General features: G+C 51.5%; 10 protein-coding genes. 5 read left to right on the forward strand and 5 right to left on the reverse strand.

All coding sequences use genetic code 11. The features are described 5' to 3' along the window. Positions 1–110: 110 nt before the first annotated feature. From CLV60_RS28265 to CLV60_RS28285, 5 genes are all read right to left on the reverse strand, one after another. Positions 111–1,829, reverse strand: a complete 1,719-nt coding sequence (locus CLV60_RS28265) for a RagB/SusD family nutrient uptake outer membrane protein (protein ID WP_106598766.1) — start codon at positions 1,827–1,829, stop codon at positions 111–113. A 10-nt stretch (positions 1,830–1,839) separates the two neighbouring features. Further along, positions 1,840–5,415, reverse strand: coding sequence for a TonB-dependent receptor (locus tag CLV60_RS28270; protein WP_229211167.1), 3,576 nt, complete (start codon positions 5,413–5,415; stop codon positions 1,840–1,842). Positions 5,416–5,655: 240 nt separating this feature from the next. After that, on the reverse strand, positions 5,656–6,741 hold the full coding sequence (locus tag CLV60_RS28275) for a FecR family protein (RefSeq protein WP_170118887.1): 1,086 nt from the start codon (positions 6,739–6,741) through the stop codon (positions 5,656–5,658). Positions 6,742–6,847: 106 nt separating this feature from the next. Next, positions 6,848–7,420 carry an RNA polymerase sigma factor gene (locus CLV60_RS28280; protein WP_170118888.1) on the reverse strand — a complete coding sequence of 191 codons (573 nt, stop codon included), beginning with the start codon at positions 7,418–7,420 and terminating at the stop codon, positions 6,848–6,850. Positions 7,421–7,530: 110 nt separating this feature from the next. Further along, the gene (locus CLV60_RS28285) at positions 7,531–8,877 is read right to left on the reverse strand and encodes a glycoside hydrolase family 140 protein (RefSeq protein WP_229211180.1); all 1,347 of its coding nucleotides are present in this window, start codon (positions 8,875–8,877) and stop codon (positions 7,531–7,533) included. Positions 8,878–9,421: 544 nt separating this feature from the next. On the opposite strand from CLV60_RS28285, the gene CLV60_RS28290 reads away from it, so the two are divergent. Genes CLV60_RS28290 through CLV60_RS28310 form a run of 5 tightly spaced genes read left to right on the forward strand, consistent with a single transcriptional unit; the run spans position 9,422 to position 11,907 of the window. Next, positions 9,422–9,931: a phage tail protein gene (locus tag CLV60_RS28290; protein ID WP_106598771.1), complete on the forward strand. Its 510-nt coding sequence runs from the start codon at positions 9,422–9,424 to the stop codon at positions 9,929–9,931. Positions 9,932–9,985: 54 nt separating this feature from the next. Continuing rightward, positions 9,986–10,504: a phage tail protein gene (locus CLV60_RS28295; RefSeq protein ID WP_106598772.1), complete on the forward strand. Its 519-nt coding sequence runs from the start codon at positions 9,986–9,988 to the stop codon at positions 10,502–10,504. 45 nt (positions 10,505–10,549) lie between these two features. Further along, entirely contained in the window at positions 10,550–11,071 is a 522-nt protein-coding gene (locus CLV60_RS28300; protein WP_106598773.1) for a phage tail protein, read from the forward strand. Positions 11,072–11,119: 48 nt separating this feature from the next. Continuing rightward, positions 11,120–11,617 carry a GNAT family N-acetyltransferase gene (locus CLV60_RS28305; protein WP_106598774.1) on the forward strand — a complete coding sequence of 166 codons (498 nt, stop codon included), beginning with the start codon at positions 11,120–11,122 and terminating at the stop codon, positions 11,615–11,617. Further along, on the forward strand, positions 11,599–11,907 hold the full coding sequence (locus tag CLV60_RS28310; RefSeq protein ID WP_106598775.1) for a DUF6916 family protein: 309 nt from the start codon (positions 11,599–11,601) through the stop codon (positions 11,905–11,907). Before CLV60_RS28305 ends, CLV60_RS28310 begins: the two co-directional genes overlap by 19 nt. Positions 11,908–11,952: the final 45 nt, after the last annotated feature.

Below are 11,952 nucleotides of genomic sequence, written 5' to 3' on the forward strand. Positions count from 1 at the left end.
TGACCCCTTGTTAATTTAACCAGGCTTCTATCAGTCTCAAAAATCCAAAAAGCCTATTTACAGCCAAATTGACTCGGGCCTTTTTAGTCAGCCCCAGGGATTCTATCATACTAATAGCCAGGATTTTGTATCAATGTAGCTTTGCCATTTTTAGTGCTGTAAACAATGGCCTGTTGAGGGATCGGATAGTACTGGTGCTTCTCCTCGAATTTGGCGCCGCTGAGATAGGTGCGGAGATTTTTTTCCTTTTCGAGGTAAGTATTCAATACCTGCACGGCCACTCCCCATCGCACGAGATCGAAGAAACGATGCCCCTCCATCGCGAATTCCAGCCTTGTTTCGAACCGGACGGCATCGCGTGCGGAAGCGGCGTCTTTCCACGGATCATTGTAAAGGCCTACCATGTAGTTCGCCGCGGCCTTCCCGGCATCAGTTTTCACGAAACCGTCCGGATTCGCGGCGCGTTTACGGATCAGGTTGACATATTCGCGGGCTTTTTCAAGATTACCCAGCTCCACTTCGCATTCGGCCAGCCAGAGGAGCACGTGATCATAGCGGATCAGGCGGTAATTGTTAGTACTGAGCCGCGGGTTGCCTGTTTTGCCGGACTCGCCTTTGCTTACAATCTGCTTTTTGGAGGAATAAGGTCCCGCATAAGACTGATCACGGATCCAGAACCGGCCCGGATGCACACCCCAATCGATATAAGGAATGCCCCGACGACCAAGCGTCCAGTCCAGGCGTGAATCGAGACGACCGGTATACGGCTCAAACGGCGCCGAAGAAAGCAGTCCTTCATCATTCTTGACATTCTCGTCATTGAATGTCCCGATCATCGGTAAACCCTTTTCGTCGGTTTTGTAAGCATTCACCAGGTTCTGGGATGCCTGAAAAAAGCCGCAGCATCCACCCGGACCATTCGGGTACATATAGGTAAGCTCGTCGCCTGCATTCCCTCCCGAGCCGTCGGCGGCCGTAACAGTATATTGTACCTCAAAAACCGATTCGGCATTATTCCGGGTCTCAGCTGCGAAATTGTCATGAAAACGATCCATCAGCTTGTACTTTCCACTGTTGACCACTTGCAGCAATGCTTCCTTCGCCGCCGTCAGGTGCTGTGCATTCGGCTGTCCTTTTGGGAAACCCTGAAACATATGGCATTTACCCAGGTAAGCGTATGCCGCATTTTTGGTCGGCCTGCCGGGGTCGGTTTGCGTCACCGGCAAGGTCTCCGCCGCAAACTTGAAATCGGCTTCGATCTTCGGCCATACGTCCTCGGTGTTAGGCAGCAACACGCTTTCCGGATTTTCCGGATCCCACGTCTGCTCATCGAGATAGGAAATATTCCCCCACATTTTTTTGGCTTCGAAGTGGTAATGCCCCCGCAGGAACCGGGCTTCGGCCATAATCTGCGTCTTCCGCTGCTCCGAAAGGCCCTGTACCTTGGGCAGCGATCTCAAAACGTCGTTCGTACGTGCGATGCCGTCATACAGCGTGCGCCATTTCCCGTAAATGTGGGTGTTGGTCGAAAGCCATACGTAGCGTTCGAGGAACGTTTGTTCGGGCTGGTCACCGGCGTCGGAGCCTTTGTAGGCGTCGTCGGAAACGACGCTGCCGAAAATCCAGTTCGAAACTGCGCCGTGCCACGAAGTAACGCCGCTGGTGCCGATGCCATCAAGTAATGCGTATGCACCCACGAGCGCGCCCTCAATGCCCGCGGTGGTAAGGATAATATCAGGACTGTATTGCCCCTGGGGCCGCTTTTCGAGAAAATCGTCGCCGCATGAGGTAGCGAACAGCAGGAGTACCGGTATGAATATCTTTTTCATGGTAATGATTTTAAAAGCCGAGACTGATACCTACGATGAATGCTTTGGGTGTGGGATAAACCCCTTCGTCCACGCCGATCTGGCGATCGGAGCCGCTGTTGAAATTGCGGAGGTTGATTTCGGGATCCAGACCGGTGTATTTCGTGAAAGTGAGCAGGTTTTGTCCCTGTACATAAACCCTCAGATGATCGGCGCCGATTTTGGACAAAACCGATTTCGGCAAGGTGTAACCGAGCTGGATATTCTTGAATCGCAGGTAAGAACCGTTCTCTACGAAATAGGTCGACGGCTCACCGCTCTGGGCATCGTTCGCGTCCAGAATCGGTAATTTGGCATTAGGGTTACCGGGCCGCCACGAATCGTAAAGCATTCTTTTGGAACGGTTTCCCTGAAAAACCTCAAAGTCGGTCCAATAGCGCACATGGTTGAAAATATCATTCCCCTGCACGCCCTGGGCGAAAATGGCGAGATCGAAACCCTTGTAGCCCACATTCACATTGAGGCCGTAGGTAAAATCCGGGTGCGGGTTGCCGATGTAGGTTTGATCCTGCGCGTTAATAATGCCATCGCCGTTCACATCGCGGTATTTGAACTTGCCAACGCCTTGCGTCCGCTGGCCATCGATATAAATGTTGGAATCGTAGTAACCAGGAAATTTGGCGTGATTTTGTACTTCTTCCTCATTCTGCATGATACCATCGATGATGTAGCCGTAAAATGAAGAGATCGGCCGGCCGGCAATGGAGCGTGTTACAGCTGGGGTACGAAGTGAGAAACCGGGCAGGAAGTCGTCGGCATTTTGGGGGTCGAGCGCGATGATTTTGTTGCGGTAAGTCGAGAAATTGACGCCAATGCTATACGTCAGCTGTCCGTCCAATGCATGATCCTGGTAGTTCAGGGCGAGGTCTACGCCCCGGTTTTGCATGGAAGCAATGTTCTGAGCAGGAATGGCGGCGTCGCCGAGGCGCGGATCGTACGCTTTGGTATACAACAAATTCTTCGTCTGCCGGTCGAAAACGTCGAGGCTCAGATCCAATTTGCCTTTGAAGAAATTAGCGTCTACCCCTACATTGACTGTCGTCGTAGTCTCCCATTTAGCATTCGGATTACCAAAGCGACCGAGATCAAAACCTTGCATATAGCCGATTGGGCTGCTGCCGAGTCCGTACCCACTGCTGTTCGGATTGCTCTGGTAGGTTGAATAAGCATTAAAATCCCCGATTTCCTGATTGCCCGTTTGCCCCCAGCCTGCGCGGATCTTCAAATCACTCACAAAATCGACACCCGACATAAAGCCCTCCTTCGAAATGCGCCAGCCTACACTCGCAGCCGGAAATGTGGCGTAGCGCGACGCTGCCTGAAAGCGCGAGGACGCATCGCGGCGCAAGGTGGCTTGGAGCAGGTATTTATCATCGAATGCATAATCCACCCGCCCGAAATACGAGAACAACGACCAGGACGAAGACGCATAACCGCTGTTGGTAGCCGTAGCAGGATTACCGGCATCAATGTACCGCAAATCGATATTGTTGGAAAAGAAGCCCTGACGGTAAGCATTTACGAAATCGCCAAAGGAATCGATGGATTCCAGGCCCACAAATGCATTCAAATGGTGTGCCTCTCCGAATGTCTTGTCATACGTGAGGGTATTGGTCCAGGTCCAGGAATAACCATAACCCCGGTTCTCACTCAGGCTGTTCACGTTGGTTCCGTGCGCGAGCTCGATCTCAACCGGCGTGTAGTACTTGCCGGCGGAGGCGGTCAGGTCAAGTCCGAAACTGGTTTTAGCCGTGAGATTTTTTAAAATATCAAACTCCGCATAGGCATTACCAAACAGCCGCAGGTCTTTGTAGCCGTTATCCTTATTACGCACGAGCTGTCCAACGGGGTTGTTCGCATTACCCAGGTTACTACCCAGCGTACCCGCGAAATTACCGCCAATATCATACACCGGAATGATCGGCTGCGCGCGATAGGTGTTCGAAACCTGGCTCGTTTCGCTGTTGTTGCCGTAGTTGCCCTGGCGCCTTCCGTAGGCTACCTGCAAATTCTCCCCTATCCGCAGCTTCTTTTTAATGGTAAACTCCGTGTTGGCCCGTACCGAATAGCGTTTGTAGCCATTGTAAAGCAAAATACCAGTCTGGTTGAAATAGTTGGCCGAAAACGAATAGCGGCTCACCTCCGATCCGCCCGACACTCCGAGCTGGTAGTTCTGAATGGGCGCGTCGTCGAAAACCTCACGCATCCAGTCGGTACCCTGCTTGTTGGCTTTGGTAATGGAGAATTTGGTTTTACCGAACTGCGGGTCGGTATAGCGGTCGTAACTGTAATTGGCCGGATTTACCCGCGGGTCGCCTTCTGCGGTGCCATCGGGAATGATGTAATCCGGGATCACCGGCGTCGGGCCGTTGCCATATTGCGAATGCTCTGGATTACCTGTCTTTGGATTCACTACATTGGCGTTCTTCTTGCTCTGCCAGAGATACTCGCCGTACTCCTGGGTATTAAGCAAATCCATGGTTTTGGCCAGCTTCTGCACCCCGAAATAGGCGTCGAATGTCAGCTTCGGCACACCGGTTTTGCCTCTTTTGGTGGTGATGATCACGACACCATTCGCAGCACGCGAACCGTAAATGGAGGCAGAAGACGCATCTTTGAGTATCTGTATCGACTCGATGTCGTTCTGATTGATCGTGTTGAGGTTCCCTTTCGTCGGCACCCCGTCGATAATGTAAAGCGGGTCGTTGTTCCCGAGGGTCCCATACCCGCGTACACGTACGGCCACGCCTCCGCCCGGCGTATTATCCGTGCCCACGGTTACGCCCGCGGCGCGCCCCTGCAACTGTTGTGCGAGGTTGGTAGCCGGCACGGAAAGCAGCTTTTCGGCATCGATCACGCTCACCGAGCCGGTAATATCCCTGCGCGACTGTGTGGTGTAACCCGTCACGACCACTTCGCTGAGCGCCTTAATGTCCGGATCGAGCGCGACATTGATCACTGAGCGGTTTATCACCGGAATTTCCTGCGACACATAACCGACAAAACTGAACACCAGCACGGCCTTATCGTCGGGCACGACGAGTTCGAAACTGCCGTCGCCACCGGTAATGGCGCCCTGCTGTGTGCCTTTCACAACCACGCTCACGCCGGGGAGCGCTTCCTTGTTATCGGAGCCCGTCACCTTGCCTTTTATGCCTATATCCACCTGGTGGAGGTACGGCAGCGGCACGGGTTCGAGCAGCTTCGGAGAGTCGGAAAACGACTCGTCGGCTTTGCGGATCAGGATAATATAGTTACCCGACACCGAGTAATGGATCTGCAATGGGCCCAACAACTCCTTCAACACTTTGCTGAGCTTCTGATTGGAAGCTTCGACGGTCACTTTCTGGTTCGAGATCAGGGACGGAATGTATGAAAACTTGACTTTGGCATTCTTTTCAAGGGTCGTCAGCACCTGTTTCAGGTCCTGCTGCCTGGCTTGAAGCGTGACCTCCCGGTTCAGGATTTCCTGGGCTACGCCGTCGTTGGCGAGGGCCAGGCTCTGAAAGAAGAGGGACACCAGAAATGGTATGCATGTAACTTTCATCGCAGCTACCAAATATTTAAATGGTAAACTATTTTTTTTCATACTTTTACGATGGTTTTTGGGTGTTCACAAACGACAAAGACCTTCCTCTCTCCCGTTTTGGGAGATTTAAGTTTCGCTTAAAATCAGGGGAATTTTCAAAGCCGGAAACGCTGGACCCGTTCCCGGCTTTTTGCTTTCTACAATCGGTGTTTAATCATATGTTAAGGGTTTAGGATGAATAGGTAGGTAAATGGAATGTTATCTGCAACCTTCGCTCGAAATGACCACCTGGCCATCGCTGACGCGGTAAGCGGCTCCAAGGGTTTGGGTAATGATGTCGAGCTTGGTAAAAAAAGGCTCATTGCTCAATTCCACGCGGAGCGAACATTTCTCCATCACGGTCGCGTCGTACACGATCGGAATGCCGTACACTTTTTCCAATGCAGAGAATACTTTGCTGACCGGCTGGTTTTCAAATACAAAACCGGCTTCCGGGTCGGGCTTGATGAGTTCGAGCGGCATATTGGTAATGGACTTGGAAACGACATTGTCTTTCACCGAAAATATCGCCTGTTGGTTGGGCGTCAGGAGTAGTTCGGTACTGCGGTCGGTCGGATTTTCGATTTCTTTCAAAGGCAACACCGACACCCTTCCGCTCCTTACCAGCACTTCCACATTCGTATCGGTGGCTTTGACCAGGAAGCTCGTACCCAGCACGCGGGTTACCAATCCATTGGCATATACAAAAAACGGGTTCTGCGGGTCTTTTGTCACATCGAAAAATGCCTCTCCGGAAAGGAATACCTCCCGCTTTTTGTCATGGATAAAATCCGCCGCGTAGCTGATCCTGCCCGCCGGCGCGAGGCTCACCTTGCTGCCGTCCGGTAATCCGACACGCATGGCCTTGCCCGTGGTATTGACCACCTCCTGCAATGCATTCGACGACTCCGGCGCATACGCCACCCGGCGGCCAGTGCCATTCCCCGTTTGCTGCGTTTTCCACCAAAAAGCAACGCCCAGGCCCACAACCAGCGTTACCATCGCGGCTACGGACAGCCATTTGCGCCACATCAAATGTTGCACCGGCTCTTCCACTCCCGCTTGCGTCGTATGCAGGATCCGCTGCACCTGGTCTTCGAGCTGCTGGTCGGTCACAATGGCCGCGTGTTCCCGCCAGGTAACGATCAGTTCCCGGGCTTGCTGCATAATCACTTTTTTATCGGGATAGAGGCGTACGATCTCTTCCCAAAGCCCTTCCGTCGCGTCGGCTTCACCCGCTACCCACCGTCGGAAACTGTCGTCTTGCAGGAAGTCTTCCAGATCGTAATCTTTATAATATTTCATAACAAAACACCATTTGGTGTGTTTACAGGGAGGATAATCAGGAAATGCTGAAATCATCATCGAAAAAAGCTGAAAATCTTTCGATAATTCTTCAACCAATTGTAAATCAATACAATAAAATCACAAACAGGGAAGGCAGAATGGTATGCCATTTATCACGGAAGAGCCGCAATGCTTGCGAAAGCAGGTTCGCTACGGCAGGTCGGGAAATGTCGAGTACCTCGGCGATCTGCTCGTGGGAAAGGCTTTCAAAAAATTTGAGGTGGATGATTTCACGCTGGCGGGGCGTCAGCGAATGCAGTACCGTTCCGATTTGCCGCTTGCGGCGCTCGTCGGTCTCGGTCGAGATCAGCCGGCTTTCGATATCCTCCTCCGCATCGCGGCCTTCATGCCAGCTTTCAAATGGCGTAAGCGCATGCGTCCGCTCGATCTCTTTGAGCAGCCGGTTGCGAAGGCTTTTTAGGAGATAGGGCCGGATTTTGTCGGTGTCGGCCAGGAAACGGCGACGGTCCCAGAGCGAAGCGAAAAGGTCGTGGATGCAGTCGTTGAGCGTATCGCGGTCATGGATGAAACGCGAGCCATACTCGAACAGCGCGCGGAACTCGCCCCGGACCATGTCTTCAAAAACGGCGGCGTCGCCGTTTTTGAATTTCTTCCAACGTTCGAGGTCCTGCTCCATCGGTCGGCCGGTGTACAAAATGAATGCTGTGAATGATCGAATTTCTTTATTAAGTAAAACTTTACCCGTAATTACTCCAATCCGATCATACACAATCATGTCAAATGCCGTCAGGGCTTCTTGTAACCCTTTGCCGCATCGTCGATCACAAGCACCCAGTCGTGCCCGTAGCCGGATGTAGGCGGAATGAACTTGTTGACCGTCTGATTATCGAACTTTCCTGCGTCCCGTACCTTGCCGCTGCGCGGGTCATACCAGAAAGCTTCCAGGCTCGTGCCGGATATTTTGCCGGGGTTGACGGAAAAAGGTTTGCCGGATGCCGTATATACAAAAAGGTAATCCTTACCCCGTGTCGCCTGTACGCGCTCGGGCGCGGCCAATGCGCCTTCAATCACAATGGACTGGTCGGGAATGCGGTCGGTAATCGGGCGGGATTCCATCAGTTTTCGTACATATTTCATTTCCAGAGCGCCAGGCAGGTCGAGGGCCTGCTGCCAGAAAATATGTGGGCCGTTCACTGCCTCGCGGTTAGGCGAATACATTTGCCAGATGTCGTGGCAGCCATACGTATGCCCGAGCGCGCCCGCGAACAAATCGAGGTAGGCCGATTTGCGCACGTCGTACGCGCTGGATGTACCGTTCTCTTTTGCATTAAAACAAACCGGGTGATCTTCGTAAATAGGCTCCGCATCGATAACCGGCTTCACGAGCGCGCGGTTGTACGAGCGCTGGATGTTGTCATATACCGGCGAATCGCGGCAATGGCCTGTCTGAAACATATTGAAGTCAAACCACTCGTCGTCGTGGAACCACTCGCTGGACCCTTCCTTGTTCGGCTGCGGGTGGTAGGTCATCAAGGCCTTGTCGTGCCCTCCCACGCCCTCCGCGATCCCTGCGGCCATTGCCCGCCAGATTTCCACGTCGCGGCTGTCTTTGCGGGGCTGGCGGTCACCGCCCAGGACCCATATCATGTTCTGTTTGGTCTTATAGCGGTTGCCGAGCCATTTACCGTAGGCTTTTGCGTTGCTTTCGTTGAAAATTTCCGGCCCCTTGCCCCAGGTATTTTTAAAAACCTTGTCGCCCCAGGTCGGCAGGAAAGCAATCGTCAATCCATATGCTGCCGCTTTGTCGATAATGTAATCCACATGCTTAAAGTAGTTCTCATTCGGCTGCGTGGGGTCGTTGTTGAGCAAGGGTTTTTCGCCATACGGATTAGGCTCGCCCAGGCCATCGAACTCGGCCAGCGCTACTGCCTGGATGACGGTAAAACCCTGTTCAGCGCGCTTTTGGAGGTAGTAATCGGCGTCGGACCGGTCGAGGCGGTGAAAGAGCTCCCAGGCGGTGTCGCCAAGCCAGAAGAAAGGCTTCCCTTCTTTGAGTAAAAACCGTTTGTTTTCGCTTATCGTATAGTGCTGTGCGCGTACACCCGCGAGCGAACAGCAGAAAATTGCCAGCATCAGGAACCTGCTTGATTTCATTGAAATACCGGGTTATTTAAGTATGATCCATTCATAAAGCAGCGGCGACCTGATTCTTAACATTCAGTGCCTGAATATTCTAACAAAAAAATGAGTCTCTTGCGTTTATCGAAATCCATTGATGTGAAGCAAGCCGGATAAAATTTTTTTTCTACCGGTCAGTAATTTCAATCAATTCATAATCAATAAATTGATCTAAATAGTTATTAGATTTTTATAAGATTATACGTAGAATAATTATGACCGTTTAGTAATTTATTTCATCGAAATGGCGATATATCACTAATATTGAAGTACTATTTTTACATAACCTAAGCCAAACGAACCTCCTTATGAAAAGAACTTCTACATCCCCCGCTGTTGTCATTGCTGTTTTACGGGTATCCTCTTAATCAGGACAGATACTTACCCGTTCCATACTGCTCATCAACACTCATTTCGACTACACTTCATCGATACTGCCGTTAGCCGGCAGGACAATGTCAATATTTTACATTATCCATCAATTAACCCATTTCATTTTATGGCTGAACCATTTCTATCTGAAATCCGGATGGTAAGTTTCAATTTCGCGCCGAAAGGTTGGGCGCTTACCAATGGGCAGTTCCTCCCTATCAATCAAAACCAGGCATTGTTCGCGTTGCTTGGTACTACTTACGGGGGTGACGGGCGAACCACCTTTGCATTGCCGAATTTTCGCGGCAGGGTACCTATTCACTTCGGAAACGGGCACAACCTCGGGGAAAGCGGGGGACAGGAGGCGCACACGGTATCGATGAACGAAATGCCCGCTCACAACCACGTTGTGAACGCCATCGACTCGGGCCCTTCGAATTCTAGTGACCCGACGGGCGGGTTTCTGGCCAACAGTTTGCCGAATACCATTTATTCGACAGTCCCAAATGCGCTTACATCGATCAATCCGGCCACGCTTTCAAACGTGGGCGGCAGCCAGCCACACAACAACATGCAGCCCTTTCTGGTGATCAATTTTTGCATTGCGCTGCAAGGGATTTTCCCAAGCCAAAACTAACGTCAGGCAGCTATTTCCAGTCATCCAACTCAAAACACAAAACCTCAAAAGTATATGGGACAACCTTACGTAGGAGAGATCAGACTATTTGCAGGCAACTTCGCGCCCAACGGGTGGTTGTTCTGCGAAGGGCAAACACTCCCGATATCTGAAAACGAAGTCCTTTTCCAATTAATAGGAACAACATACGGCGGCGATGGAGAGGAAACTTTCCGCATACCGGATATGCAGGGGCGCCTGCCCGTTCACATGGGTACGGGCGCGAGCGGTACCACCTACCAGATCGGGGAAAGTGCCGGAACCGAAGAGGTAACGCTTACGACACAGCAGATTCCTCAGCATACGCACGCCTTCATGGCCAATACCGGCGGTGCCGATGTAGCCAGTCCCAAGAACGCCGTTCTAGGGACGTCCACCACGGTAAACTCTTTCATTATCAGCACGCCTGCCCAGCCGATGGCGTCACAGGCGATCGCGCCGGTCGGTGGAAGCCAGCCGCATACGAACTTCCAGCCGTATTTGTGTGTCAACTTCATCATTTCCCTGTTCGGAGTATTCCCGTCGCAAACCTAGTTTCCGGCGACCGGCAATTGTAGAACCTCAAAACCTATCCATCCAATGGCAGATCAATTCGTAGCAGAGATAAGAATATTCCCTTTCAACTTCCCTCCCACCGGCTGGGCATTTTGTAACGGACAGCTCATGCCTATTTCGCAAAACACGGCCCTGTTTTCACTGTTGGGAACGACCTATGGCGGCGATGGCAAATCCACATTCGCATTGCCCGATATGCAGGGCAATTCACCCATGCAGCCCGGGCAGGGGCCCGGACTTTCGCTCCATGACCTTGGAGAGCAATCGGGGGTAGAAAATGTGACATTGCTCACAAGCGAAATCCCATTCCATACCCACGTCATGAACGCAGCACCGGAAGCGGGCGAACTCAAAACGCCAAGCCCCAACGCTGCGCTCGCATTTTCGACCCAAGGGAGTATTTACGGCACGGGATCACCCAATGCGCAGATGCATTTCCAGGCAACATCGATCGCCGGGGCCACGCTTCCGCATAATAATATGATGCCGTATCTTACAGTGAACTTCTGTATCGCATTACAAGGCATTTTCCCGCAGCGCCCTTAGCATGGCGCTGATAGGCATTGTTTATATTTTTCTGATTTATCGTAAAAAATGAAGCTTACCAATACCACTCTTGCACTCAGGCCTATTACGCCCAAAGACACTCCTTTTTTGAGGGAAGTCTATGCCAGTACAAGGGAAGCAGAAATGGAGAGGGTTCCGTTCTGGACTGACCTCATGAAGAAAGAATTCCTGACCAGCCAGTTCGAAGCGCAGCACGAATACTATCAGAAAAATTATACCGGTGCCTATTTCTGGGTGATTGAATTTGAAAACAAAACCATCGGGAGGCTTTATCTCCACGAAAATTTCCAAGGCAAGGGTATGCGGATTATTGACATCAGCATCCTGCCCGACTACCGGAACCGGGGATTCGGCCAGGCTATTTTTAAAGATCTCATGAACAGGGCGGCAGACCTGGAAAGGCCGCTCACGATCCATGTAGAAGCCTTTAATCCGGCCAAGAACCTGTATACCCGCCTTGGATTTAAAAAAATCAGTGAAACCAATGGAGTTTATCATTTAATGGAATGGAAACATACGATTTAAGCCAGATAACGGCAGCAGAATTTAAAGCGCTAACCGGCGAACCGGTGGTCATCCATTTCGCAGAAAATTTTTCCCTGCCGGCTACCATTACGACTGTTAACGAGCTGAACGGCTATACTCCCCTTGAAAGGAGTTCATTTTCAGTCGAGTTTCAGACCAATGGGGATCGCAGGGTCATTCCACAGGGCATTTTCAGGGTCGTTCATCCGGACGGGAAATACCTCGACATTTTTTTAGTTCCCATAGCCCAGGACCCGCTGGGCACGCGCTACGAAGCTGTTTTTTCTTAACCGGACTTTCCGGACCATCTCAACTTTCAATCCTATGACTCAAAA

Source organism: Dyadobacter jiangsuensis, from assembly GCF_003014695.1.
Classification (GTDB): domain Bacteria; phylum Bacteroidota; class Bacteroidia; order Cytophagales; family Spirosomataceae; genus Dyadobacter; species Dyadobacter jiangsuensis.